21 protein-coding genes are annotated in these 25,052 nt (G+C 74.4%); 11 read left to right on the top strand and 10 right to left on the bottom strand.

Going from position 1 to position 25,052, the window contains the following annotated elements; translation table 11 throughout:
• Positions 1-71: 71 nt before the first annotated feature.
• The 6 genes from AB0L06_RS30325 (at position 72) to AB0L06_RS30300 (ending at position 7,775) form a co-directional block, all read left to right on the top strand.
• Entirely contained in the window at positions 72-2,780 is a 2,709-nt protein-coding gene (locus AB0L06_RS30325; protein WP_500234530.1) for a helix-turn-helix transcriptional regulator, read from the top strand.
• Between the two features lie 77 nt (positions 2,781-2,857).
• On the top strand, positions 2,858-3,832 hold the full coding sequence (locus AB0L06_RS30320) for an alpha/beta hydrolase (protein ID WP_500234529.1): 975 nt from the start codon (positions 2,858-2,860) through the stop codon (positions 3,830-3,832).
• Between the two features lie 245 nt (positions 3,833-4,077).
• Entirely contained in the window at positions 4,078-5,034 is a 957-nt protein-coding gene (locus tag AB0L06_RS30315) for an alpha/beta hydrolase (protein WP_500234528.1), read from the top strand.
• Positions 5,035-5,060: 26 nt separating this feature from the next.
• Entirely contained in the window at positions 5,061-5,807 is a 747-nt protein-coding gene (locus tag AB0L06_RS30310; protein WP_500234527.1) for an alpha/beta fold hydrolase, read from the top strand.
• Positions 5,804-6,514, top strand: a complete 711-nt coding sequence (locus tag AB0L06_RS30305) for an alpha/beta fold hydrolase (protein WP_500234526.1) — start codon at positions 5,804-5,806, stop codon at positions 6,512-6,514. Before AB0L06_RS30310 ends, AB0L06_RS30305 begins: the two co-directional genes overlap by 4 nt.
• Before the next feature lie 208 nt (positions 6,515-6,722).
• Positions 6,723-7,775, top strand: coding sequence for an MFS transporter (locus AB0L06_RS30300; protein ID WP_500234525.1), 1,053 nt, complete (start codon positions 6,723-6,725; stop codon positions 7,773-7,775).
• Here the strand turns inward: AB0L06_RS30300 and AB0L06_RS30295 are convergent.
• Together AB0L06_RS30295 and AB0L06_RS30290 are read right to left on the bottom strand one after the other, a co-directional pair.
• The gene (locus AB0L06_RS30295; RefSeq protein ID WP_500234524.1) at positions 7,758-8,618 is read right to left on the bottom strand and encodes a LysR family transcriptional regulator; all 861 of its coding nucleotides are present in this window, start codon (positions 8,616-8,618) and stop codon (positions 7,758-7,760) included. The genes AB0L06_RS30300 and AB0L06_RS30295 overlap by 18 nt on opposite strands.
• A 64-nt stretch (positions 8,619-8,682) precedes the next feature.
• Positions 8,683-9,861, bottom strand: a complete 1,179-nt coding sequence (locus AB0L06_RS30290) for a carboxylate-amine ligase (RefSeq protein WP_500234523.1) — start codon at positions 9,859-9,861, stop codon at positions 8,683-8,685.
• A gap of 166 nt (positions 9,862-10,027) precedes the next feature.
• Between AB0L06_RS30290 and AB0L06_RS30285 the strand changes: the two genes are divergently transcribed.
• The gene (locus AB0L06_RS30285; protein WP_500234522.1) at positions 10,028-10,876 is read left to right on the top strand and encodes an MBL fold metallo-hydrolase; all 849 of its coding nucleotides are present in this window, start codon (positions 10,028-10,030) and stop codon (positions 10,874-10,876) included.
• A 37-nt stretch (positions 10,877-10,913) separates the two neighbouring features.
• Entirely contained in the window at positions 10,914-12,209 is a 1,296-nt protein-coding gene (locus AB0L06_RS30280) for a glycosyltransferase (RefSeq protein ID WP_500234521.1), read from the top strand.
• Positions 12,210-12,288: 79 nt separating this feature from the next.
• Here AB0L06_RS30280 and gad read toward each other — a convergent pair whose 3' ends face one another.
• Together gad and AB0L06_RS30270 are read right to left on the bottom strand one after the other, a co-directional pair.
• Positions 12,289-13,704, bottom strand: a complete 1,416-nt coding sequence (gene gad / locus AB0L06_RS30275) for a glutamate decarboxylase (RefSeq protein WP_500234520.1) — start codon at positions 13,702-13,704, stop codon at positions 12,289-12,291.
• Positions 13,705-13,911: 207 nt separating this feature from the next.
• Positions 13,912-15,111 (bottom strand): MalY/PatB family protein, encoded by a 1,200-nt coding sequence (locus AB0L06_RS30270; protein ID WP_500234519.1) that lies wholly within the window; start codon positions 15,109-15,111, stop codon positions 13,912-13,914.
• A gap of 200 nt (positions 15,112-15,311) precedes the next feature.
• Between AB0L06_RS30270 and AB0L06_RS30265 the strand changes: the two genes are divergently transcribed.
• A complete protein-coding gene (locus AB0L06_RS30265) occupies positions 15,312-16,376 on the top strand; it encodes a polyprenyl synthetase family protein (RefSeq protein ID WP_500234518.1) in 1,065 nt (354 codons plus the stop codon).
• 9 nt (positions 16,377-16,385) lie between these two features.
• On the opposite strand, the gene AB0L06_RS30260 is transcribed toward AB0L06_RS30265, so the two are convergent.
• Entirely contained in the window at positions 16,386-17,039 is a 654-nt protein-coding gene (locus tag AB0L06_RS30260) for a TetR/AcrR family transcriptional regulator (protein ID WP_500234517.1), read from the bottom strand.
• Positions 17,040-17,100: 61 nt separating this feature from the next.
• Between AB0L06_RS30260 and AB0L06_RS30255 the strand changes: the two genes are divergently transcribed.
• Positions 17,101-18,519 (top strand): MFS transporter, encoded by a 1,419-nt coding sequence (locus tag AB0L06_RS30255; protein WP_500234516.1) that lies wholly within the window; start codon positions 17,101-17,103, stop codon positions 18,517-18,519.
• Positions 18,520-18,547: 28 nt separating this feature from the next.
• The gene (locus AB0L06_RS30250) at positions 18,548-18,859 is read left to right on the top strand and encodes a hypothetical protein (RefSeq protein WP_500234515.1); all 312 of its coding nucleotides are present in this window, start codon (positions 18,548-18,550) and stop codon (positions 18,857-18,859) included.
• Here the strand turns inward: AB0L06_RS30250 and AB0L06_RS30245 are convergent.
• The 5 genes from AB0L06_RS30245 to AB0L06_RS30225 all read right to left on the bottom strand — a co-directional run bounded on the left by AB0L06_RS30245 (position 18,768) and on the right by AB0L06_RS30225 (position 25,043).
• The gene (locus AB0L06_RS30245) at positions 18,768-20,969 is read right to left on the bottom strand and encodes an MMPL family transporter (protein ID WP_500234514.1); all 2,202 of its coding nucleotides are present in this window, start codon (positions 20,967-20,969) and stop codon (positions 18,768-18,770) included. The two genes, AB0L06_RS30250 and AB0L06_RS30245, sit on opposite strands and share 92 nt — an antisense overlap.
• Before the next feature lie 130 nt (positions 20,970-21,099).
• Complete coding sequence (locus tag AB0L06_RS30240; RefSeq protein WP_500234513.1) at positions 21,100-21,372, bottom strand: hypothetical protein; 273 nt, start codon at positions 21,370-21,372, stop codon at positions 21,100-21,102.
• Positions 21,369-21,692 carry an ArsR/SmtB family transcription factor gene (locus AB0L06_RS30235; protein ID WP_500234512.1) on the bottom strand — a complete coding sequence of 108 codons (324 nt, stop codon included), beginning with the start codon at positions 21,690-21,692 and terminating at the stop codon, positions 21,369-21,371. The genes AB0L06_RS30240 and AB0L06_RS30235 overlap by 4 nt, the downstream gene beginning before the upstream one ends.
• Positions 21,693-21,822: 130 nt before the next feature.
• Positions 21,823-24,306, bottom strand: a complete 2,484-nt coding sequence (locus AB0L06_RS30230; protein WP_500234511.1) for an FtsX-like permease family protein — start codon at positions 24,304-24,306, stop codon at positions 21,823-21,825.
• On the bottom strand, positions 24,303-25,043 hold the full coding sequence (locus AB0L06_RS30225; protein WP_500234510.1) for an ABC transporter ATP-binding protein: 741 nt from the start codon (positions 25,041-25,043) through the stop codon (positions 24,303-24,305). The genes AB0L06_RS30230 and AB0L06_RS30225 overlap by 4 nt, the downstream gene beginning before the upstream one ends.
• Positions 25,044-25,052: the final 9 nt, after the last annotated feature.

Genomic DNA, 25,052 nt, shown 5'->3' with positions numbered 1-25,052 from the left:
TGGAGAGGGGCGATCGGAGCGTCCGGCGGGGAAGACTGTGTGCCGCGTCAAGTACACAGGAGGCCGATGTGATGTCCGGGAGCCCCTTCGGCCTACTCGAAACGCCCGTGCTCCTGGGGCGCCGGGCCGAGCTCGACCGCGTCCTGCGCGTGGTCGAGCTCGGGGAGCCGCCCGCCCTGCTGGTCACCGGCGAGGTGGGGACGGGCAAGAGCGAGCTGCTGGGCCAGGCCGCCCGGCATGCCCGTGACCAGGGCATGCTCGTGCTGGAGGGGCAGGGCGACGGCGTCCCCTTCGGCTGCCTGAACCAGGCGCTGCACCCTCTCCTGGACGACCTCGGCGAGCGGGACCGGGCCGACCTCGGACCGGTGCTGGACGTCGGCGCGGACGCCGCGTTCCCTCCCGCGGCGGTCGGGACTGCCGTCCTGCGGCTGCTCGCGTCGCGCTTCGCGACACGTCCCGGGCTGCTGGTCGTCGACGACCTCCACCTGGTCGACCGGCACTCCCTGCACGTGCTGGACTTCGTCGTCCGGCGCGGCGCGCACGCCGGGGTGCGGGCCCTCGCCGCGGGCGCGCCCGGCAGCGCCGACCGGCTCGGCCCGCGGGCCCCGGTCATGACGGTCGGCGGGCTCGGCGACGCGGACGCCGCCCGGCTGCTCGACGCCCAGCCGAAGCCCCCGGCGGCACGCGACCGGACGTGGATCCTGCGGCACGCGGGCGGCAACCCCCAGGCGCTCATCGACCTCGCGGCCGGGGTTCCGGCGGGCCGCACCGGCGGTGTGCCGGACCTCGACGCGCGGTTGCGCGCGCTCCCCGACGTCCCCGCGCGGCTGCTGCTGCTCGCGGCGGCCGATCCGGACGGCGCCGACCTCCCCACGATCATGGCCGCCGCCGGGACGGCCCCGCACCTGGCCGACTGGCGGGCGGCCGAGGACGCCGGACTCGTCTCGATCATCGACCAGCGGGTCGTGTTCACCCATCCGATGGTCGGCGCGGTCTGCTACCGGCGGGCCCCCGCCGAGGCGCGTCGACGCGCCCACCACGACCTCTCCGCGGTCATCGACGAACCGGCCCGCCGGGCCCGCCACCTCGCGGCGGCCGTGGTCGGCTACGACGAGGACGTCGCGAGCATGCTGGAGGCGACCGCCGCGGGCGCGGCGGACATGGTCGCGGCGGCGCGGGCGCTGGACTCGGCCGCCGACCTGTCCCCGTCCGCCGGGGACCGCGCCCGCCGCCGGGTGAAGACGCTGGTCGCAGCCGCCATGACCGGTGAGCGGGCCTGGGTGCACGAGCTGCACACGAAGGTCGCCCACCTCACCACCGAGCCGGAGCCGCTGGGCGTGGCGGTGGCCTGCGAAGGGATGGCCTCGTCCCTGACGGGACGGCAGCTGGAGGCCCGGCGGCTCGCGCTCTCAGCACTGGACCGCCTGCCGGACCCGGCGGGCGCCACCGGACTCGCCCTCCGCGTCGTGGCCGCGACCGCCGGATACCAGGCCGGTATCCGTCCTGAACCCGCGGAGCCCCCGCAGGCGGACGGAGCCGGTCAGGCCTTGGAGGAGCTGGCCGCGGTCATCGCGGATCCGGGGTCGGCGGCCGGGATCGTCCAGCGCCGGGGGGTCGAGCGGCACGTGCGGGACGAGCCGATGTGGCTCGCCGCGCGCGGGTTGGTCGCCTGGTTCGCCGACGAGCCGGAGCGGTGCGTCGACCACCTCGAACGCCTCCGGTGCGCGGCGCCCGGGAGCCACGGCCCGCTGGCCCTGTGCGCGGTGCCGCTGGCGTCGGCCCTGATCGACACCGGACGCTGGGACCGGGCGGCGGAGGTCCTGGCCGAGGCCGGACGGCTCGCCGCCGTCCACGGCCTGACCAGGCTGGACGGGGAGGCCGCCGCGCTCGGCGTCACGCTGGACGCGCTGCGCGGACGCCCCGCCCCGCCGCCGGAGTGGCCGGCGTTCTGCCCCGAGGAGAACCGCGCGACGCACGCGCTCCAGCTGCACGCGGTGGGGGCGCAGGCGGCGGCCGCCGGTGACCACGAGGAGGCGTACCGGCGGTTCCGCGCGCTCTGGGACGCCGACGGCCGCGAACCGCTGCACCACGTCCTGTCGGCGCGTTCGATCGTGGAGCTGGCCTCGGCGGCCCGCCACACCGGACGCACCGAGCAGGCGGCGGACCTGCTCGCCGCTGCCCGCGAGGCGGCCGGGCCGGAGCCGACGACCCGCATGACGCTGCTGCTGCACCACGCGGCCGCGCTGCTGGACGACTCGGCGGCGGCCGAGCACCACTACCGGCTCGCCGTGGTCAACCCGGCCGGGGAGCAGTGGCCGCTGTCGCGGGCGCGGGCCCGCCTCGACTACGCGCAGTGGCTGCGGCGGCGCCGACGTCCCTCGGAGGCCCGGCCGCTGCTGGCCGCGGCCCGCGACACCTTCGCGATGCTCGGCGCGGACCCGTGGACGCTGACCGCCACGGACGAGCTGCGCGCCGCCGGGGTCGGACCCGCCGCCGCCGGAGCCCCGGCGTCCGCCGCCGGGCGCGACGGGCTCACCGCCGGGCGCAGCGGTGTCGCCGCCGGGCGTCAGGGGTTCGCCGACGAGCGCGCGGGGTTCGACGCCCTGACCGCGCAGGAGCTGCGGATCGTCCGGCTGGCCGCGCAGGGCCTGGGGAACCGGGAGATCGGCGAGCGGCTGCACCTGTCGCCGCGCACCGTCGGCTCCCACCTGTACCGCGTCTTCCCCAAGCTCGGGGTGAGCAGGCGGCACCAGTTGCGGGACGTCCTCGACGGTGAGTGACGTCCTCCGCCCCTCGTACCGCGCGGTCCTACCGGCGGGTACGGCCGCTAGGCTGCGTCCGAACGGAGGTGGGCGACGTGGACGCGCGGGACTCTGAGACAGGCGAGCCGGTGGTGCTCGACCCTCTCGTCCAGCGTCTTCGGGACGCCGCCGCCGCCCCGCCGTACCTCCACCAGCTCGGCCCCCAGGACGGCCGCCAGGCGCTGGCCGAGGCGCAGGGGCACCACACGCTGCCGCCCGGGGTGCGCGCCGAGTTCAAGGTCGCGCCCGTCGGGCCGTCCGGGCTCACCGGGTTCTGGCTCGTCCGCCCCGAGCGGGCGACCGGGCCGCTGCCGGCCGTGCTGTACGTCCACGGCGGCCGGTGGATGCTGGGCGACCTGCACACCCACGGCCAGGTCATCGGCGGGCTCGTGCTCGGCTCGGGCGCGGCGCTGGTCGTCCCCGAGTACACCCGCACGCCCGAGGCGCGGTACCCGATCGCGCTGGAGGAGTGCTACGCGCTGCTGCTCTGGGCGCTGGACGAGGCCGGAAGCCTCGGCCTCGACGCGCGCAGGGTCGCGGTCGCCGGGGACTGCGCGGGCGCCACGATCGCCGCCGCGCTCGCCCTGGTCGCCAAGCAGCGCGGCGGTCCGCGGCTGCGCGGCCAGCTGCTGTACTACCCGCTCACCGACCCGGCCTGCTCCGGCGCGTCCCACCGGGAGTTCGGCGGCGACCCGCTGCTGCCGGACGAGGCGGTGCGCTGGTACTGGCGGCAGTACAGCGACGACGAGCGGCAGCTCGCCGAGCCCTTCGCCGCGCCGCTCCGCGCCACCGCCGAGGAGCTGGCCGGACTGCCCGACACGATGATCGTCTCCGCCGAGGCGGACGTCGCCCGCGACGACGGCGAGCAGTACGCCCGCAATCTGCGGAACGTGGGCGTCGCCGTCACCGCCGTCCGCTACCTGGGCACCGTCCACGACTTCGCCTCGCTCACCGCCCTGCGCGACAGCCCGCCCACCCGCGCCGCGCTGCGCCAGGGCGGCGCGTTCCTCAAGGACGCCCTCTCCTTCTGAGGCACGCCCGCCCGACCGCTCCCCGGACGGCCTGGCCCCCTCCTTCTCTGACACGCCTGCCCGGCCGCCAGGCCGCCCCCGGGCGGTCTGGCGTCCTCACCTTCTCTGACACGCCTGCCCGCCGCCGCGCGCGGGTCTGTTCGCATGCCCTTCGGCGGCTTCGGACGATGACTGCGACGACTGCATCGCGGTGGTGCAGTCGACTGACTGATGTCGCCTGGGCGGAACGCCGGGAAGCTGGCTTCATGAGCGAAACACGACCTGTTCTCGAACCCGCCGCGCAGGAGTTCGTCGAAGCCACCGCCAACCCGCCCTTCCTCTACGACCTCGGCCCCGTCGAGGGACGCAAGACCGTCGACAGCGTCCAGGACGGCGACGTGCCCGTCCCGGACGCCGACGTCGTCGACCTCACCGTCCCGGGCGGTCCCACGGGGAACGTCCGGATCCGCGTCCTGCGTCCGGCGGGCAGCACGGAGACCCTGCCGGTCGTCCTGTACATCCACGGCGCGGGCTGGGTGTTCGGCAACGCCCACACCCACGACCGGCTCGTCCGCGAGCTCACCGTCCGGGCGAACGCCGCGACGGTGTTCGTCGAGTACAGCCTCTCCCCCGAGGTCAGGTACCCGACGGCGATCGAGGAGATCTACGCCGCGCTGGAGTGGATCGCGGCGAACGGCGCCGAGCACGGCCTGGACGCGTCCCGCATCGCCGTAGCCGGCGACTCGGTCGGCGGGAACATGGCGGCGGCGACGACGCTGCTGGCCAAGCGGAACGGCGGCCCGGCCCTGGCCGCGCAGGTGCTGTTCTACCCGGTCACGAACGCGGCCTTCGACACCGGCTCCTACGAGCGGTTCGAGAAGGGCTACTTCCTGAGCCGCGAGGGCATGCGCTGGTTCTGGGACCAGTACACGACCGACCCGGCCGAGCGCGCCGAGATCACCGCGTCGCCGCTGCGCGCGTCCCTCGACGACCTCACCGGGCTGCCGCCCGCGCTGGTCATCGTCGCCGAGGCCGACGTCCTGCGGGACGAGGGCGAGGCGTACGCCGCCCGGCTCCGCGCGGCTGGGGTGCCGGTCACGGCCGTCCGCTACCAGGGCATCATCCACGACTTCGTGATGCTCAACGCCCTGCGCGACACGCACGCCGCCAAGGCCGCCACCCGGCAGGCGGGCGAGTTCCTGCACGACGCCCTGCACGCCTGACCCGTCCCATCCACCGGAGACTCCCCATGAACGAATCCCCATCGCCGCCCACCGTCGTCCTGGTCCACGGGGCGTTCGCGGACGGCTCCAGCTTCGCGCGGCTGATCCCCGAGCTGCGGGCGGACGGCATCCCGGTCGTCGTGCCCGCCGTGCCCAACCGCAGCCTCTCCGGCGACGCCGCGTACGTCGCGTCGATCGTCCGCGCGATCGACGGCCCGGTCGTCCTGGTCGGCCACTCCTACGGCGGCGCGGTGATCACGGTCGCGGGCGTCGAGGAGAACGTCACCGCCCTGGTCTATTTGGCCGGATACGCACTGGAGGAGGGCGAGAGCCTGGGCGTGCTGCAGGGCGGCTTCCCCGACTCGGCACTGGCGTCCGCGCTGGTCCAGCGGCCGTACCCGACCGGGAACGGCGACGAGACGGGCGTCGACGTCTACGTGGACCCCGAGCGGTTCCACGCCGTGTTCGCCGCCGACGTCGAGGAGGACCTCGCCCGGGTGCTGGCGGTGACCCAGCGCCCGCTGGCCGCCGCCGCGTTCGGCGAGCCCGCCCCGGCGGCCGCCTGGCGGACCAGGCCCGCCTTCGGGATCGTCGCCGCGGCCGACCGGACCATCAACCCCGACGTCGAGCGGTTCGGCTACCGGCGCGCCGGCATCGAGGCCGTGGAGCTCGACTCCTCGCACCTGGTGATGCTGTCGCGGCCCCAGGAGGTCGCCGCGCTGATCCGCGACGCGATCCGCGTCACCACCACCACTACGGAGGAATCCGCATGACCGAGCCCACCGTCGTCCTCGTCCACGGGGCGTTCGCGGACGGTTCCAGCTGGCGGCCCGTCGCCGAGCGGCTGCGCGACGCCGGCACCCGGGTCCTGGCCGTCGCCAACCCGCTGCGCGGGCTCGCCCACGACGGCGACTACGTCGCCTCGGTCGTCGCGCGGATCGACGGCCCCGTGGTGCTCGTCGGCCACTCCTACGGCGGCCCGGTCATCACGCACGCCTCGTCCTCGGCGGACAACGTCGAGGGCCTGGTCTTCGTCGCCGCGTTCGGGCTGGACACCGGCATGAGCGCGCTGTCGTCGGTGGAGGGCTTCCCGGCGCCCGAACTGGGTTCGGCGCTGGTCCCCGGCACCTACCCGGACGGCTCGGGCGCGGCCACCGAGTTCACCATCGACGAGGCCCGGTTCCACTCGGTGTTCTGCGCCGACCTGCCGTCCGACACGGCCGCGCTGATGGCCGCCTCGCAGCGCCCGGTCGCCGAGCGCGCGCTGGCCGAGCCGCTCGCCGTCGAGCCCGGATGGAAGCGGCTGCCGTCCCGGTTCGTCGTGGCCGGGGCCGACCACGCCATCGACCCCGGCGCCCAGCGGGCCGCCGCCGCGCGGATCGGCGCCGAGACCGTGGAGCTGGCGGGGGCCTCCCACGCGGTCGCGCTGTCGCATCCCGAGGCGGTCGCCCGCGCCATCACCGCGGCCGTCCTCGCCTGACCGTCCCCGGCTGGCCATCCCGGCCGACCGTTGTGGCCGACCGATGCCGCGCCCGCACAACGGGCGCGGCATCGGTCATCACGAACAGAGATGACTGTCGTCGTCGATCATCGCCGTCAGGTGGGAAGCGATCCGAGGGCGCGAACGCTCTCAGGGACGTGCGGCACTTCCGCCGCACGAACGGATCCGAGTCCCATAGAAGGTGGCCATGACAACCCAGTCCAGTTCCACGACTCCGGCGACGGACGTGTCCCGCGTCACCGGCGCCGGCCGCGGCGGGGTGCCGGGATGGCTGGTGGCGCTGCTCGCCTTCGCCACCGGCGCCACGGTCGCGAACCTCTACTACGCGCAGCCGCTGCTCTCCACCCTGGCCGGGGCCTTCCACGTCGGCACCGCCACGGCGGGCGCGATCGTGACGGTCACCCAGATCGGCTACGTCATCGGCATGCTGTTCCTGGTGCCCCTCGGCGACCGCTTCGAGAAGCGCGGGCTGGTGACGCTGCTGCTGGCGGTGACCAGCGCCGTCCTGGCGGCCGCGGGCGCGGCGACCGGGTTCCCGATGCTGCTGCTCGCCTCGCTGGTCAGCGGCGCGACCTCGGTCGTCGCCCAGATCCTCGTCCCGTTCGCCGCGAGCATGGCGCCCGACCACGCCCGCGGACGGGTCGTCGGACGGGTGATGGCCGGGCTGCTCACCGGCATCCTGCTCTCCCGGACGATCAGCGCCCTGGTCGCCGACGCCGCCGGATGGCGGGCCGTGTACGCCGGTTCGGCCGTGCTGACCGCGCTGCTGGCCGTCGCCCTGCGGCTGACGCTGCCCGCGCACGCGCCGACCACGTCCCTCCCCTACCACCACGTGCTCCGCTCCACCGTGCGGCTGGTGCGCACGCACCCGGCGATCCTGCGGCGCGGCCTGTACCAGGCGGCGATGTTCGGCGCGTTCAGCGCGTTCTGGACGACGGTCTCGTTCCTGCTGACCGGCCCCCACTTCCACTACGGCTCCACCGGGGTCGGCCTGTTCGCGCTGGTCGGCGCGGCGGGCGCGGCCGTCGCGCCGCTGGCGGGGCACTGGGCCGACCGCGGTCTGGGCCGCCGGATGACCGGGGCCGCGCTGGCGGCCGGGGCGCTCGCCGCGCTGCTCGCCGGGATCGGCGCCCACGACATCGTCCTGCTCGCCCTCGCCGCCGTCCTGCCGCTGCTGGCCCTGCTCTACTGGACGACCGAACTCCGCGCCGCCCGGACGGCCTCAGGTGAGGTGGCGTAGCAGCGCCGCCACCGCCGGGGCCGGGTCCCCGCCGGGACGCACCACCGTGACGTCCCAGCGGGGCGGACGGCCGGTGAACCGGCGCAACGCCAGGCCGGGGAACCGGGCGGCGATCGACTCCGGCATCACGCAGACGCCCAGGTCGTGCTGGACGAGTTCGGCGGCCGCCACGATGTCGTTCGCCTCGAACACCGGGGTGCGCTCGACGGCCGCCGCACGGTACGCCCGGTCCACCGCCGCCCGGATCGCCCAGCCGGGGGCGAAGTCCACGAAGGGCATCCCGGCCGTCTCCGCGAACGTGACCGTGTCGTCCTGTTGGAAGGCACGGGCGGGGGCGGCGGCCAGGACCATCTCCTCGCGCGCGAGCGAGCGGACCTCCAGGCCGCGCCGCTGCTGGCGGTCGAACGCCACGACCGCGACGTCCACCGAGCCGTCCCGCAGCGCCGTCCGGATGTCGGCGACCGCCGCCTGACGCAGCCGGACCGTCAGCTCGGGATGCTCGGCGCGCAGTTCCGCCAGCGCCCGGCCGAGACCGAGCCACACGCCCTGCATCGTCCCGACCGTCAGCACGCCGCGCAGGCGGCCCCGCGCCTCGTCCGCCGCCGCCCGCGCCGCCTCGGCCGCCCGCAGCGCGTTGCGCGCGGCGGGCACGAACGCCGCGCCCGCGCTCGTCAGCGTGACCCGGTGCGTCGTCCGCTCGAACAGCTTGACGCCGAGTTCCCTCTCCAGCGCCCGGACCGTCCCGGACACCGCGGACTGCACGACGTTCAACCGCCGCGCGGCGGCCGTGAACCCGCCCTCCTCGGCCACCGCGACGACGACCTCCATCTGCCGCAGTTCCATCCCGCTCCAGCCCCTCGAACGCTCCTCCCCCGATCATCTCAGGGGGCCGTCGGGCGGCCGCCGCTCAGGCGTCGCAGGCGAGGGGGTCCTCGACGCCGCGGAGGGTCTCGGTGAGGACGGTGTCCAGGGCGGTCGCGGCGTCGGGGCCGGGACGGGTGCGGCGCTGGCGGTCCGCCCCGTTGCCCCGCATGAGGAGGTCGCGGAGCAGGGCGCGGACCCGGACGGTGTCACCGAGATCGTCCAGGGCGGGGGTGACGTGCCGGAGCAGGGCGGCGATCATCCCCGGGCCGTCCAGCGGACGGCCGGTGCGGGGATCCAGGGCGCGGGTGAGGCCGTGCCGGGCGGACGCCCAGAGACCGGCGGACGTGGTGGCGTGGGCGGCCAGGGCCGTGGTGGGGCAGGTGCGGCCGTGGCGCAGGTCGGTCAGCGCCGTCCGGACCAGGCCGCGCGCCAGCGCCGCGTACAGGACGGCGTCGTCCACGGTGGCGCAGGCGTCGCCGACGCGGACCTCCAGGGTGGGGTAGCGGGACGAGAGCCTGACCGTGTGGAGGGAACCGGTGCCCGCCGTCCAGAGCCCGGCCTCGACCATCCGGTCGTACTCGGCGTCGTATTCGGCCGACGAGGCGTACCAGGGCGGCGGGCCGGAGCAGGGCAGGCGCGTGTAGACCTGGTGGCGCCAGCTGTGGAAGCGGGTGTCGGTGCCGTGCAGGTAGGGCGAGTTGGCGGTGACCGCCAGCAGGACGGGCAGCCAGGGCGTGACCAGGTTCAGGACCGCGACGCCGACGTCGCGGTCGGGCATGCCGATGTGGATGTGCGTGGCGCAGAACTCGGGGCCGCTCACGACCGGGGTGAACCTGTCCAGGCAGTCCAGGTGATGCGGGTCGTCACTCGACACGGGTTCCGGGGAGGGCGTGACCGGCAGGCCCACCGAGGCGATGCGCGTCCCTTCGGCGCGGGCGGCGTTCGCGAGGCGGCTCCGCCCGGAGACCAGGTGGTCGCGCAGCTCGTCGAGTCCGGTGCAGATGCCGGTGGTGCTCTCCACCTGGCTCTTCCACATCTCCCCTAGCAGGGCGCACGGGCCCTCGGTCTCCGCGCACGCACGGCGCAGGACGGCCGACGCCCGGGGCACCGGCTGGAGCGTCTCGGCGTCCAGGAGCAGGAACTCCTCCTCCACGCCCATCGTCATGCCGGGTTCCGGCGCCACCGCGCTGGTGCCGGCGGCCGTGTCCGCGCTGGTGTCCATCAGTCCCCTCGGGGAGATCTTCCCCCACCCCCACCTCTGCACTCATTGTCATGACTTATATACGGTAAGTAGTGCAACGAGGTCAGGTGGCCAGGAGGCGACGAGAACCGGCGCGGGTCGCGTGCGGGCCGCTCCGGCCGGAGGGGGCATCGGGGAGGAACCACCCATGGAACTGCAGTTCATCGGGACCGGATCGATCATCAGCGACCGGATGAGCTCGTCGGCGCTGGTCGACGGCGCGATCCTGATCGACGCCCCGAACGGGTCGATGAAGGCGATGCGCCGCCGCGGGCTCGACCCCGCGGCCGTCGACCTCTGCCTCATCACCCACTTCCACGCCGACCATTTCTGGGACGTCGTCTTCCTGCTCCTGGAGCAGGGACTGCTGCGGCGGCGCGACACCGACCTGGTGCTGATCGGCCCCGCCGGCCTCGCCGACCGCGTCCGGCAGCTGGTCGAGCTGGCCTACCCCGGCGCCTGGAAGGGGCTCCGGCCGAAGACCAGGCCGTCCTTCGTCGAGATCGGCGGCAGCGGCGGCGAGTGGGAGGGCAGCGCGGGCGGCCGCCGCTACGAGATCAAGGCGCGGCCCGTCCGGCACACCGTCCCCGGCCTGGGCTACCGCGTCACCGACGACCAGGGCACCACGCTGGGCCTCACCGGCGACACCGCCTACTGCCCGGCCGTCGAGGAACTCGCCTCGACCAGCTCGACCCTCGTCGCCGACACGACCTTCCCCGCCGAGGGCAGGGCCGGCCACATGGGCCTGCGGGACGTCGAGGCGCTCGCCGCCCGCCACCCGGGGCTGCAGGTCCTGGCCACCCATCTCAGCGACGACGTGCCCGCCCCCACCCGTCCCAACGTCACCTTCCCGGACGACGGGCAGAGGTTCACCCTCGACTCCCGCCCCCTGCCCGTGCGGACCGCCTGGAGAAAGGGACCCGCCGCCACGACACCGGGAAGGGACAAACCACCTGAACCGGTCACCGGCCCCCTCTCCGGCGACCTCCTGACCTGACCCGAACCGAGATCATGGCCGTGGGCGGAGCACTAGGTTGAGAACGCGCGCCGGAAGAACCGAACCGCTGACCGTCGTCTGGATCACCGCCAGCTTCCCCCCGGAGGTCAGCGGTGTCTCGCTGGGGAACGTGGAGCGGGCCCACTGGTTCGCCGGACGGCGGGACGTGCGCCTGTCCCTGCTCGTCCCCGAATCCCCCGACGGCGCGGCGGAGGCCGCCAGGGTCGTCGCGGAGGCCGGAGCCGGGGGCGTCCCCCCGACCGGGGCCGACACGTGCGGCCTGGAGGTGCGGGCCTACCCCGCCAAGCGGTGGCTGCCCTACCGGATGATGCTCGTCCCGCGGCGTTCGGCGCTCGCGCGGATCGACGCGACGCTGGAGCGGATCGCGCCGGACCTGGTGGTCGTCACCAACCCCGAGCGGTGCTTCATGTTCGCCTCGTGGGGATTGCCGGGCCGCCGCTACGCACGGCGGCACGGCGTCCCCTATGTCGCCCAGTACCAGAGTGACTACTACAACTTCGCCCTGAGCTATCCGCTCCTGCGCCACCTGCGGGTGCCGGTCCTCCGGCCCGTCATGCGCTTCGTGTACCGGCACTTCGACGCCGCCGTCTGCGCGAGCCCGCACGCCGAGGCCACCCTGCGCGAGTTCACCGGCATCCCGATCGAGCAGGTGCCGTTCGTGGGGGTCGACCTCGACGCCTTCAGCCCGGACCGCGCCGACCCGGCCGTCCTCACCAAGCTGGCGCCGGAGTACGAGGGAGGCGGGAAACGCATCCTCTACCTGGGACGACTCGCCCGGGAGAAGCGCCTGGACCTCATCATCGGCGCCTACCTCAGGCTGAACGCGCACCCCGGCAACGAGGACCTCTCGCTCTTCATCGCGGGCGAGGGGCCGGACGACATCACCGGGCAGATCGCGAAACTCGCCGCCATCTCACCCCGGATCCATATGCTCGGCTTCGTTCGCGGCGCCGACCGCGGCGCGCTCTACGCGTCCTGCGACGCGTTCTGCACGGCGTCCCCGTACGAGACGCTCGGACGCACCGTCGTCGAGGCGATGGCCTCGGGGACCCCGGTGGTCGTCCCGTCCAGCGGCGGCATCACCAACGTCCTCGTGGACGGGCACAACGCCTACCTCTTCCCGCCCGGCGACCGCGACGGGCTCATCGACGCCCTTCAGCGGGCCCTCGACGACAAGGGGCACGTGACCGCCGAGGCGCGCGCCGAGGCCGCGGAGTTCACCACCGAGAACGGCTGCGCGCGACTCCTCGCCTGCTACCGGCGCCTCGCCGGCCACGACGGCGCCGCCGCGGAGACCGCACCCGTCCCCTGAGGACGAGCCGCCCGGACGACGCGTCCGAGCGGACGACGCGTCCGAGCCGGTACGAGGCGTCCGAGCCGGTACGAGGCGGTCAGTGGTGGAAGGACGGGCGGGCGGGCGCTCCGGTGGTGCCCGTGGACAGGCGCTGCAGGCAGCGTTTCATGTCCTCGACCAGCAGTGACGCCTCGTCGCGGCCGATGCCGTGGCGGACGAGGACGCGCTGGACGACCGTGCCGTCCCGCCCCGCGGGCAGCGGGTAGGACGGGACCTGCCAGCCTCGGACGCGCAGCTGCTCGGTCAGGTCGTAGAGGGTGAAGCCGGTGTGGCCGGGTTTGAGTCTGTAGGAGACGGCGGGGAGGGCGCCGCGGCCGTCGTAGACGAGCTCGAAGGGGCCGAGGACGGAGATCTGCTCGCCGAGCCAGCGGGCGGTCTCGGCGCAGGCCTCCTGAACGCGCCGGTAGCCCTCGCGGCCCAGACGCTGGAACAGGTAGTACTGGGCGACGACCTCGCCGCCGGGGCGGGAGAAGTTCAGGGCGAACGTGGGCATCTTGCCGCCGAGGTAGTCCACGGAGAACACCAGGTCCTCCGGCAGGTGCTCGGCGTCGCGCCAGACCACCCAGCCCACGCCGAGCGGCGCCAGGCCGTACTTGTGGCCGGACGAGTTGATCGACACGACGCGGCCCACCCGGAAGTCCCAGTCCAGGGCGGGGTGCAGGAAGGGGGCGACGAAGCCGCCGCTGGCCGCGTCGACGTGGATGGGGACGTCCACGCCGGTGTCGTCCTGGATGCGGTCCAGCGCGGCCGAGATCTGGGCGACGGGCTCGTAGTCGCAGGTGAACGTGACGCCGAGGATGGCGACGACGCCGATGGTGTTCTCGTCGACGTGCTCGGCGAGCTGGTGGGGGCGCAGGCCGGTCGCGTCGTCCTCCAGCGGGATCTGGCGGAGTTCGACGTCGAAGTACCGGGCGAACTTCTCCCAGCAGATCTGCACCGGCCCGCACACCAGGTTCGGCTTATCGGCGGGCTTCCCCTCCCGTTGGCGGCGCTGCCGCCAACGCCATTTCATCGCCAGGCCGCCCAGCATCGCCGCCTCGCTGGACCCGGTGGTGGAGCAGCCGATCGTGGTCGCCTCGGCGGGCGAGTTCCACAGGTCCGCCAGGATCCGGACGCACCGGGCCTCGATCTCGGCGGTCTGCGGGTACTCGTCCTTGTCGATCATGTTCTTGGCGACACAGTCGTCCATCAGCCGGCGGACCTCGTCCTCGGACCAGGTCGTGCAGAACGTCGCCAGGTTCTGGGACGCGTTGCCGTCCAGCTGCAGCTCGGCGCGGACCATCTCGAAGACGGCGCGCGGATCGGTGATCCGCTCGGGCATCCGCCCCTTGGACAGCACCCCCTCGGACGACGGCTCGGCGAACAGGTCGTCCCATGCCGTGGGCGCGTCACGCCAGACGCCCGTGCCCGCTTTGACCTCGGTCGTGCCTTTCGCGCTCTCGTGCAGCGCCACGCCGTCCTCCTGGGTCGATGGAGAATCCCTGACCTACAAGGAGCAGTTCCGGCGATGCGGTATCGCTAAAGCCCGGAGAGGTTCGCGGTTCGGTGAACTGCTGGGGAAACGCGCACCTCAGGACGTCTCGGGCCTGCGCCTCAGAACGTCCTGAGGTGCGAACCTCAGGACGTCCGGGCGTGCCTCAGGAAGTCCCGGGCGCGAGCCTCAGTCCGTCGGCGGCGCGAGCTCCTGGATGGTGGCCGCCATGCGCTGGACGGCCTCGGTGAGCAGGTCGGGACGGGTCCCGAAGTTGAAGCGGACGAAGCCCCGCCCGACCTGGTCGGAGTCGTCCTCGGGGGCGAATCTCGGACCTGCGGAAAGGCCGACCCTGCCGTGCTCGAGGAAGAGCCGGGCGGGCTCGCCGGGCAGGCGCAGGGGACGGCAGTCGATCCACGTGAGGTAACTGGCCTGCGGCAGGTGGTGCCGGACGGCGGGCAGGTGCTTGTCCAGGAGCGACGCGAGCAGACGGCGGTTGTCGTCGAGGGCGGCGAGCAGGCCGTCCAGCCAGGGCTCGCCGTGGGCGAAGGCGGCTTCGGCGGCCAGGACCCCGAAGAGTCCGGCGCCGTCCTCCACCTCGTCGTGGATCGCGGCGCTCACGGCCCGGGCGTCCGGCCCGGCGACGACCAGGGCGGCCTTCAGCCCGGCGACGTTCCATGCCTTGGACGCCGAGTGGAACGCGACCGAGCCCGCGGCGGCCGGGTGGTCGAGCGACGGGAAGGGGACGTGCCGGGCCCCGGGGTGGACGAGCGGCGCGTGGATCTCGTCGCTGACGACCTGGACGCCGTACCGGGCGGCGAGCTCGGCGACGGCTTCGAGGTCCTCTTCCGAGAAGACGGTGCCCGTCGGGTTGTGGGGGTTGCACAGCAGGTAGGCGCGCACGCCTGAGGCGAAGTCGCGTTCCAGCCGGTCGAGGTCGAGGCGGTATCCGTCGTCGGTGGCGGCCAGGGGGCTCGCGACGACGCGGCGGCCGATCCGGGGCAGCCAGGAGAAGTACGGCGGGTACCCCGGCGTGTTGAACAGGACGCCGTCGCCCGGTTCGGTGACGACCTGCAGGACCTCCGCGATCCCGACCATCACGTCCGGCACGAGCCGCATGGACGCCGGGTCCGGCCGCCAGCCGAAGCGGCGGGCGGCGAACTCGGCGAAGGCCTCGGGCAGGCGTCCGGCGGTGGCGTAGCCGGTGTCGCCCTGGGCGACCGCGCGGGCCAGCGCATCGGCGATGGGCGCGGCGATCGGGGTGTCCATCTCGGCGATGTGCATGGGCAGGACGTCCTGCGGGAAGTCGCGCCACTTGACGCTGTGGCGGCCCCTGAGGTCCTCGAGCGAGTAGGCGGCGAGCGGGGACGGCGGCGTCTCGGAGGACATGGTGGACCTTTCCGCGAAGGGACATGGTTCGCAATTGCCACCTTTTCACCCCCGAGGGCGTCCGGTCAGCGCCGTCGCCGACCGATCGGCCGATGGAAAAGATCACTGGCAAAGCGTTCCCGCGCGGGCGGCAAAAGTGGACGGGACGCGGCCGCCGCTCGGCGAGACTGCGGAGCGACGTCCGCCCGTGAGGAGTCCGCATGTCCGCCAGCGTTTCCAGTTCCCTCCCCCACGCGCCGTCCGCTCGGCCGTTGCTGGAGCGGTCCCGGGCGCTGGTCGAACCCGAGTACCGGGGCGCGGTCGACCTCCTGCCGTCGCCCGTCCGCCGGGTGATCGGGTACCACGCCGGGTGGTGGGACATCGACGGGCGCGCGGCCGACGGCGGGGGCAAGGCGGTCCGCCCGGCGCTGGTGCTGGCCGCCGCGTCCGCCCTCGGGACGCAGGTTCCGGAGGCGGCGGTGACGGCGGCGGGGGTCGCGGTGCAGATGGTCCACGACTTCTCGCTGCTGCACGACGACGTCATGGACCGGGACACCACGCGGCGGCACCGTCCGGCGGCCTGGACGGTGTTCGGGACAGGACAGGCGATCGTGGCGGGAGACCTGCTACTGGCGACGGCGCTCGGCTGCCTGCCCGGGGCGGGGGCCGACGCCGCTCCGGCCCCGTTCGCGCGGGACGCCCGGACCGTCCTGTCGGACGCCGTGGTCCGCCTGTGCGCCGGGCAGTCCCTGGACCTGCGGTTCGAGCGGCGCACCCGGGTGTCGCTGGACGAGTGCCTGAAGATGTCGGACGGCAAGACCGCCGCCCTGCTGGAGGCGTCCTGCCGCCTGGGCGCGCTCGCCGGCGGGGCCGGTCCGCGGACGGCGTCGGCCCTGGCGGTCTTCGGACGGCACCTGGGCATCGCCTTCCAGCTCGTGGACGACCTGCTGGGCATCTGGGGCGACCCGGCCGTCACCGGGAAGCCCGCGGGGTCGGACCTGACGTCCCGCAAGAAGAGCCTCCCGGTGGTGGCGGCCCTCCACTCGAAGAACAACGCCGCCGCCGAGCTGGCCGACCTCATCGGACTCTCCGCCGAGCTCAGCGAGGGCGAGGTGGCGCGGGCCGCCGAGCTCGTGGAGCACGCGGGCGGCCGCGCCTGGGCCGAGCAGGAGGCGCGCCGCCGGCTGGCCGGCGCCTTCACCGCGCTCGACCACGCCGAGATCCCGGCCGAGCGGCAGGCCGAACTCCGCGCCCTGGCCACGCTCGTGGCCTCCCGCGACCGCTGACCGCCCCGCTCAGTGGGCGGTGTGGACGCGCCGGTGGTCGGTGGCGACGCCCGCGAGGACGACGGTGACGACGTCCTCGGCGAGGGCGGGGGTGATGGGCAGGTGTCCGAACAGGACGCGGTAGTAGGTCGTGGCGGCCAGCATGTCCAGCAGCAGGTCGATGTCGGCGTCCGGGCGGATGTCGCCGCGGTCGATGCCGCGCCGCAGGGCGGCGGCGGTGGTCGCGCGGCGCGGCTCGAAGTAGGAGCGGCGGAACTCCTTCTCCAGGTCGGGGTCGTCCGCCAGGTCGGCGACCAGGGCGGGCAGGACGCGGCGTCCGACGGTCGTGGTGAACGCCGTGCTCAGGGTGCCGATGCCGGTGACGAGGTCGCAGTGCGTGCAGCCGGTGTCGGGGGTGGGCGAGGTGCCGACCGTCCGCGCGAGGGCCTCGACGACCAGGTGCGGGAGTGACCGCCACCGGCGCCGCAGGGCCGGTTTGCTCGTGCCCGCGCGGGCGGCGACGCCCTCCATCGTGAGGCCCGCGTAGCCGACCTCGTCGAGCAGGTCGAGCACCGCGCGCGGGACGGTCTCGTCGATCCGCGCGTCCCGGGGACGCCCCGGACGGGCCGGGGCGGCGTCCTGCCGGCCGGGACGCTCCGCGGGGCGGCTGCCGCTGTTGACCATGCGCCCAGTATATGTACTATTTCGTTCCGATCCGGAACGGAACGAAATAGAGGTGATGGCCGTGTCCCCCTCCGCGCACACCGAGCGGCCGGAAGTGCCGCCCGACACGACGCCCCCCGAAGAGGGTGTGTTCGGCGCGTCCTACCGGGCGCTCACGGCCGGGGTCCTGCTGTCGGTCGGCATGGTCGCGTTCGAGTCGCTCGGCGTGGCCACCGTGCTGCCCGGCATCGCGGGCGACCTGCACGGGCTGGGCTCTTACGGCTGGGGCCTGTCGGCGCTGATGCTGGCGAACATCGTCGGCACCGTCCTCGGCGGACGGTCGGCGGACCGGCGCGGCCCGCGGCGTCCGATGGCGGCCGGCATGCTGGTGTTCGCGATCGGCTGCGCCGTCGCCGGGGCGGCCCCGACCTGGCCGGCGTTCCTCGCCGGACGGGTCCTGCAGGGCCTCGGCGTCGGGGCCGTGATGGCGATGGCGTACACGCTGATCGGGCTCGCCTACCCGGGACGGCTCCAGGCGCGGATGTTCGCCCTGCTGTCGTCCGCCTGGACGCTGCCGTCCCTCGTCGGACCGGTCGCCGCCGGGACGCTGAGCGACGCGGTGAGCTGGCGGGCGGTGTTCGTCCTCGTCCCGCCGATCGCCGTGCTGGCGGCCGCCCTCGCCCTGCCCGCGATGGGCCGCCTGCCCGCCCCCTCGGCCCCGGGCCCGGACGAGGCGGACGCCGTGGCGTGGTGGAAGCGGCCGCTCGCCGCGTCCGTCTGGCTGACCCTGGGCAGCGGCCTGCTCCTCCAGGGACTGCTGCTGGACGACCCGGTGCGGCTGGCCGTGGTCGCGGGGATCGGACTGGTCGTCGCCGTCCCCGCGCTGCGGCTGGTCACCCCGGGCGGCACGCTGAGCGCACGGCCCGGACTCGGGGCGGGCGTCGTCGTCCGGGCACTGCTGTGCGGGGCGTACTTCGGCAGCGAGGCGTTCCTTCCGCTCGGGCTCCAGCAGCTGCGCGGGATGGGCGCGACCGAGGCGGGCCTCGGCCTGTCGGCGGGCGCGATCACCTGGGTCGCCGGTTCGGCGTTCCAGGCCCGCCGGGACTCCGGACGCGTCGCCGCAACGGCCGCCGGGTTCGCGGTGCTGCTCGGCGGCGTCGCCCTGACCGGGGCGGCGGTGGTCACGAGCGCGATGCCGAGCTGGATCGCCGTCCTCGGCTGGGCCGTCGCCGGAATCGGCATGGGCGTCGCGTTCAACGCGTCCACGACCGCCACGCTGCAGCCCGTCCCCGCCGCCCGGCAGGGACAGGCCAGCGCCGCGCTCCAACTGGCCCAGACCCTGTCGACCGCACTGGTCGCCGGCCTAGGCGGCGCCGCCGTCGTAGCCGCGGAACACATATCGTCCCTGAGCCCCCGCGGCGCCCTCCTCCTACTCTTCGCCCTCACCGCCATCCTGGCCCTCGCAGGCACCCTCCTCTCCCACCGCCTCACACCCCGCTGAACCTCCGCGTTCGCGGGCTGGAACGAAGGTGGGTTCCGGAGCGGTGCTGCTGGGCGTGCTCGCCGTCCCCGACCTCGGGGAAGTGGACTGGGGAGCGCTGCCGACGAGCGTCTGGCTGAACGTGGCGTACCTCGCGGTCGGCGCCGCCGCGGTCGCCAACCTCCTCTACTACCGCGGCGTCGCGGACGTCGGGCCCGCCGCCGCCTCTCTGATGATGTTCCTGGTCGCCTGCATGCTCGGCGTCCTCGTCAGGGGAGGCTGGGAGTTGACCCGCGCCCTTCGCGAGCGGGCGCCCCGGAGGGGGCCGCGGAGGGGGCCGCGTCCGCTTCCCGTGGACTGACGCGTCCCGCCGGGGCCCGCTTCCATAGGCGGTCGCCCAGGACGGCGAGCGCGGCGGGCAGCAGGACGCCGCGGACGAGCGTGGCGTCGATGAGGATCGCGGCGGCCAGGCCGACGCCCATCATCTTGTACTCGATCGCCGTCAGCACCGCGAAGACGCTGAACGCGCAGGTCATGATGGTCGCGGCGCTGGTGACGACGCCCGAGGTCGCGCCGACCCCGGCGACGACGGCCGCGCGCGCCGGGAGGCCCTCGGCCCGGTGCTCGCGGATCCGGCTCAGGATGAAGATGTGGTAGTCCATGCTGAGCCCGAACAGGATCACGAACATGAACAGCGGCAGCCAGCCGACCACCCCGCCGTAGCCGGTGAAGCCGAGCGCGCCGCCGAGGTGGCCGTCCTGGAAGCCCCAGGCCAGCACGCCGATCGCGGCGCCGATCGACAGCAGGTTCAGCGCGATCGACACCAGCGGGACGGCCAGGGAGCGGAAGGCGACGGCCAGCAGCACGAACGCCAGCGCCAGGACGGCCCCGACGACGACCGCCGACCGGTCCTTGATGACGCGGGTGAAGTCGTAGGCGAAGGCGGTCTTGCCCGCGACGGCGTGCCCGACGCCGTCCATGCGGCCGAACGCGGCGTCGCCGCGGTGGCGCAGGTCGAGGAGCGAGCGGTTCGCTTCGGTCCCGGTGCCGAAGTGCGCGAGCGGGACGCGCGCGACCAGCACGTTCTCGCTTCGGGCGGTGACGGTCGGGTGCAGGTCCGCAATGGCGGACGCGACGGCCGGGTCGTCCAGCGCGCCGGGTCGCTTCTCCCACAGGACGACGGACGCCGGTGACGGGCTGCCCGGGAACGCCGACTGCATGCGCAGCGCCGCGTCCACCACGGGGACGGACCGGGGCAGGCTGTCGGTGACCGCCGCGTCCTGGAGGCGCAGGCCGAGCGCGGGCACGGTCAGCAGGACCAGCGCGAGCACGGCCAGCCCGCCCCACACCAGTGGACGCCGGACGACGCGCCCGGCCACGGCCGTCCAGAACCGGGACGGGGCGGCGGCGGTGCGGCGGCGGCCGATCCACGGCAGGCGCAGGCCGTCCACGCGGGGGCCGAGCGCGGCGAGCAGCGCGGGCAGGAAGGTGACCGAGCCGACCATGGCGAGGCCGACGACCAGGACGGTCCCGGCGGTCAGGCCCTTGAAGTTGTCCAGGCCGGTGAACAGCAGCCCGGCGAGGCAGAGCATGACGGTCAGGCCGGAGACGACCACGACGTGCCCGGACGTGCGGGTCGCGACGCGCAGAGCCTCGTCCGGGGCCCGGCCCGCCGCGCGCTCCTCCCGCGTCCGGCGCAGGTAGAACAGCGAGTAGTCGACGCCGACGGCGATCCCGACCAGCAGCACGATCGAGGACGCCGCGCTGTTCACGGGGACCCAGTGCCCGGCGAGCCGCAGCAGCCCGAACGTCCCGGCGACGGTGGTGACCGCGAGGAGCAGCGGGATCCCGGCGGCGATCAGCGACCCGAACACGGCCAGCAGGATCAGGACGGTCAGCGGCAGCGAGAAGTACTCGGCCCGCTTCATGTCGTCCTTGATGCCGCCGTTCACCGCGTCCGAGAGGCTCTTGTCCCCCGCCTGCGCCAGCCGGACGTCCGGGTGCCGCGCAGCGACGTCCCGGACGGCCTTCACGACGCCGTCATAGTTCGCGCGAAACTGCTCGTGCGGCCCGGCGACCTGCACGGTGACCAGGCCCGACCGTCCGTCCCGCGACACCAGGGCCGGGCTGTCGAGCGGCGATCGGACGGTCCCGTAGGGCCGCAGCGCGGCCGTCAGTTCGCGGGTGGCGGCGCGGAGTCCGGGGTCCGCCGAGAACCGGGTCGTCCCGCCGTCCCGGCTCTGGACCAGGACGTTCTCCAGCAAAGGAAGGTAGCCGGTGTGGACGTCCAGGACGCGGTCGGCGCGTCCGGACTCACCGGGGTCGGTGCTGTGTCTCTGATCCAGGCCGAGGGCCCCGGCTCCGAGGATCGCCGCGACGACCAGGACGAGCCAGCCGGTGATGGCGAGCGTCCGGTGCCGTGCCGACCACCCCGCGACGCGCTCGGTGATCGGTTTGCGTTCAGGCAGCATGAAGTGCTGTCCTTTCGGTGAAGGAGTGCTGCTGAGAGAGCCCGCCCGGAAACGGGCGGGTGGTGGTGCCTCTTCACGCCGGGTCGTCGAGTGGCCGCTCGACGGCCCGGCTCTGCTGTGCTCCGCCCGCTCACTCGACGGTGAGCAGGATCTTCTCCAAGGCGTCCATCCTCTTCTGCATCTCGCCGAGGCTCCGCGCGCTCTCGGTGAGCTGCTTCTCTATCTCGCGCTGGGTCGCGAGGCTCGTCTCGGCGATCCGGCGGAACTCCGCCTCGCGGGCCAGCGCGGCACGCGCCCGCACCGTCGCCCCCAGCTGCACGATGATCACCGTGACCACGGTGGTGACGAAGGCGAAGATGCCGATCGCGCCCGCCACCTCCGCCAGATCGTGACCGTCCATCATCCGTCCGCCCTCCTGTCCTCCGGTGCGGTCAGGGTCCGCACCGCCCGCCGTACGCCCTCAGGGGTCAGTTCGAGCCGGAACGGGACGATCTCGTAGAACTTCATCGCCTTCCCGTCCGGCGAGACCTCGCTCGCGCTCGTCACCAGCCCGGCCGCCTCCAGCTTGCGCAGGTGCACCTGGAGCAGCGGCCGGCTGATGCCCAGCTCGCGCGCGAGGTTGCTGACGTAGTCGCGCTCGACCGCGAGCGCCGCGAGGATCCGCAGCCGATGCGGGTTGTCGAGCGCCGCGAGCGCGCGGAGCAGTTCGTCCCCGGTCGTCACGCCACCTCCTCCGCACATGCAAAAGAAAATTAGCACGTGCCCATCGGAGTTTCCACATGCCGAGATCTTGATACCGCACGGGAGGGTGGAACGAACGGACGACGCGCCTGGTCAGGGACGGCGCGAAGGGTCAGTCCAGTGTCCGCCGGGCGAACGCGGACGGTTCCCGTCCCGCGAGGGCCCATCCGGCGACGGTCGACGCCACCGGCACACCGACCACGATCGCGAGCAGGTAGGGCACGGGGACGTGCCCGAGCTTCCCCAGATCCTTCAGGTGGACGGCGACCAGCGCCGCGATGGCCCCGGCTCCGCCGAGCAGCACGCCCAACAGGGCGAGCCCTCCGGCGGTCGCGGCGGTCAGCGTCCGGCGGACACGGACGCTCGCCCCGGTCGCCGTGAGCGTCCGCAGGTCACGCGCGCCCTCGATGCGGATCAGCCCGACCGTCATCGCGAGCACTCCGAGTGCGAGCAGCAGCCCCGCGAGCGCCGCGGCGAGCCGGACCCGGCCGAGGGACGCCTGGTCGCGGCGGGACTCGACGTTCACCCCGGCGGACGCGGCGATGTGCCGGGCCGAGACGAGCTGCGCACTGGTGAGGGGCTTGCCGGATTCCACGAGCCACCCGGCCCGGATCCGCTTCCAGTGCCGCCGCGCCAGCCCGCTGGAGGTGAGCACGGACGTCGGGTCGTCGGTGTAGGCGCTGGTCCGGATCCGCTGGATGCGCGTCAGCGTCTCCGGCCTCGACACGCTCGGGATCTCGATCCTGCCGTGCCGTCCGGTGACCAGGTCGGTGGACGGCCCCACCGACGCCGGGTCGACGCCGAGGTGTTCGAGCAGCCCGGGCGTCTCCACGTACAGCGGGACGGCCTGGAGCGCGCCGCTGCTGCGGCCCGCACCGGCGGCGGCATCGTCGTCCTTGCCGGTAGAGCCCGGCGGGATGCCGAGGTCGGCGGCGGGCTGGCCGCCCTGCGCGTCCGCGTAGCCGGGCTCGGGCCTGATCGCCGGGTCGACCGGCAGGTCCAGCGCGACGACCTCGGCGTTCGGCAGCTGCGCGGCGATCCGGCGGACCTGGGCGTCCAGGTCCGCGATCGCCCTGTCGGTGCGCAGCGGCACGACCGGGTCGCCGAGCCGTCCGATCCGGATCACCAGCTGCCGGTCGGACAGGTTGCCGGTGGCGGCGGTGTCCTGAGCGGCGGACGAGGCGACGATGACGGCGATCGGGATGCCGAGCGCGAGGCTGATCGCGGCGAGCGCGGCGGCCGACCGGGCCCGATACCGCGCGAGGTCCCGCACCGCGAGGCGGATCGCGACCGGGGCGCGGCCGCCGGCCGCCGCGAGCGCCCGCAGCGCGAGCGGACCGGCGAGCAGCACGCCGAGGACGGTCCCGAGCGTCCCGGCGATGACCAGGAACGGATTCCTCTGCCCGGACGCGGCGAGGCACGCGATGCCCCCGGCGAGGAACAGCACCGCGAGCGCGGTGGCCCGGCGCGCGGGCCTCGGCCGCGGCGGACGCGCCGACAGCGCCTGGACGATCGGGACCCGCGCGACGCTCCGCGCGGGCCGCCAGGCCGCGGCGGTCGCCATGACGACGGCGAGCAGCGCGCACTCCAGAGCCAGCGACCACGGCACCCCGGACGGCGGGATCCGGTGCTGCGCCGCACCCTCCAGCGTCCCGGACACCGGCACCCACACCGCCACGCCCAGGAGCAGCCCGGCGACGGCCGCGACCACGCCGACCGCCGCGCCGTTGGCGATCATCACCAGGCGCAGCTGCCGCTCGGTCGCGCCGATCGCCGCCAGCATGCCGATCTCCCGCAGCCGCCGCTGCGCGACGACGGCGAACGCGGCGGCCGCGACCAGCGACACCAGCAGCAGCATCACGGTCGTCACGGCGAGAACCGCCCCCGCCGCCTGCCCGTTGTGCCGCAACGTCTGCGTCGCCAGCGGAACCTCCGACGCCTGCCGATAGGAGTCGAAGGTGCCGGCCGACACCCTGACGAAGACCGTCACCCCGTCGGCCTTCAGTGTGCCGGGCGCAACCAGGGCGAACTCGTCGCTCAGGTCCCGTGGGTTCTCCACGATCCCGACGACCTCGCGGTGTTCGCCGCCCGCCGTGAACGTGCCCCCGATCCCCAGGTCGAGTTCCCTGGCGGCGCCGTCGGTCAGCGCCGTCTCACCCGTCCCCTGCGGTAGGCGCCCCTTCCGGACGTCCAGCATCGGCGCCGTGTACGGGCCGTGCGGATCCTGCGCCCGGACCTCGAGCGACTCGGCGATACCTGGAACGGGCACGAACCGCCGCCCGACCTCCTCGATCTTCCCGAGCCTGCTCCGCGCGAGGTCGAGGCTCCGCTTGAGCGCCGCTGCGTCCCCGCCGTCCAGATTGACGAGCTGATGCGCCCGTCCGTACCGGGCGTCATCACGCGGCGCGAGGTTGACGGCCGCCGCCCCGCCGACGACCGCGCCGAGCACGGCGAGCGTGAGGAGCGAGGTCACGACGACCTGCTGCCGCCAGCCGCGGCGGAGCATCCGCCATGCCCACCGGACGATCGCGCGCCGGGCCGCCACTCCCCCGTTGGCCGGTCCCCCGAGCGAGGACGGCTCGCGCGTGACCGTCACCACTGCCCTCGGGACGGCTCGCCGCCGGTGAGCAGCGAGTCCGGCCCGGGAGGCGGGGCGGTCTGGTCGACCACGCGGCCGTCCCGGATGAACACGATCCGGTCGGCCCAGGCCGCCAGCTGCGAGTCGTGCGTGACCACGACGCCCGCGACGCCGTCCCGGCAGGCGGTGCGGAGCATCCGCATGACCCCCTCACCGTTCACCGAGTCGAGCGCACCGGTCGGCTCGTCGGTGAGCAGGATCCGCCGGTCCCCCACCACGGCGCGCGCGATGGCGACCCGCTGCCTCTCGCCACCCGACAGCTGCTCGGGAAACCGGCCCGCGCGTTCGCCGAGGCCGAGCCGGTCCAGCGCCTCCAACGCGATCGAGCGGGCGGTGCGCGCCCCGGTGCCGTCCAGCTCCAGCGGAAGCGCGACGTTCTCGGCGACGGTGAGGCCGGGCAGCAGGTTGAAGTCCTGGAACACGTAGCCGATCAGACGGCGGCGCATCTTCGCCCGGTCATTGCGGGACGCCTTCGCCAGGTCGATCCCGCCGACCACGACCCGCCCCTCGGACGGCTCCTCCAGGCTGCCCGCGATGGTCAGCAGGGTGCTCTTGCCCGACCCGCTCGGCCCCATGATCGCGACCAGTTCGCCGTAGCGGATCGTGAGGTCCACCTCCGCGAGGGCCCGCACCTGGTCGGGCGGGGAGCCGTAGACCTTCGACACCCGCTGAAGCTCGATGGCGGGTTGGTTCACCGTGGCACC

The organism is Spirillospora sp. NPDC052269, from assembly GCF_040679435.1.
In the GTDB taxonomy this organism is placed as follows: Bacteria; Actinomycetota; Actinomycetes; order Streptosporangiales; family Streptosporangiaceae; genus Spirillospora.
Note: the sequence above shows the minus strand (reverse complement) of the source record. Positions and strands in the feature narration are given on the sequence as shown.

Excerpts from the sequence above, each read along its gene's own strand:
- AB0L06_RS30295 (WP_500234524.1), bottom strand. The coding sequence starts at position 8,618 with ATGGAACTGCGGCAGATGGAGGTCGTCGTCGCGGTGGCCGAGGAGGGC.
- AB0L06_RS30260 (WP_500234517.1), bottom strand. The coding sequence starts at position 17,039 with ATGGTCAACAGCGGCAGCCGCCCCGCGGAGCGTCCCGGCCGGCAGGAC.
- AB0L06_RS30305 (WP_500234526.1), top strand. The coding sequence starts at position 5,804 with ATGACCGAGCCCACCGTCGTCCTCGTCCACGGGGCGTTCGCGGACGGT.
- AB0L06_RS30265 (WP_500234518.1), top strand. The coding sequence starts at position 15,312 with ATGTCCGCCAGCGTTTCCAGTTCCCTCCCCCACGCGCCGTCCGCTCGG.
- AB0L06_RS30285 (WP_500234522.1), top strand. The coding sequence starts at position 10,028 with ATGGAACTGCAGTTCATCGGGACCGGATCGATCATCAGCGACCGGATG.
- AB0L06_RS30315 (WP_500234528.1), top strand. The coding sequence starts at position 4,078 with ATGAGCGAAACACGACCTGTTCTCGAACCCGCCGCGCAGGAGTTCGTC.
- AB0L06_RS30300 (WP_500234525.1), top strand. The coding sequence starts at position 6,723 with ATGACAACCCAGTCCAGTTCCACGACTCCGGCGACGGACGTGTCCCGC.
- AB0L06_RS30310 (WP_500234527.1), top strand. The coding sequence starts at position 5,061 with ATGAACGAATCCCCATCGCCGCCCACCGTCGTCCTGGTCCACGGGGCG.
- AB0L06_RS30240 (WP_500234513.1), bottom strand. The coding sequence starts at position 21,372 with ATGATGGACGGTCACGATCTGGCGGAGGTGGCGGGCGCGATCGGCATC.
- AB0L06_RS30325 (WP_500234530.1), top strand. The coding sequence starts at position 72 with ATGTCCGGGAGCCCCTTCGGCCTACTCGAAACGCCCGTGCTCCTGGGG.
- AB0L06_RS30290 (WP_500234523.1), bottom strand. The coding sequence starts at position 9,861 with ATGGACACCAGCGCGGACACGGCCGCCGGCACCAGCGCGGTGGCGCCG.
- AB0L06_RS30245 (WP_500234514.1), bottom strand. The coding sequence starts at position 20,969 with ATGCTGCCTGAACGCAAACCGATCACCGAGCGCGTCGCGGGGTGGTCG.
- AB0L06_RS30270 (WP_500234519.1), bottom strand. The coding sequence starts at position 15,111 with ATGTCCTCCGAGACGCCGCCGTCCCCGCTCGCCGCCTACTCGCTCGAG.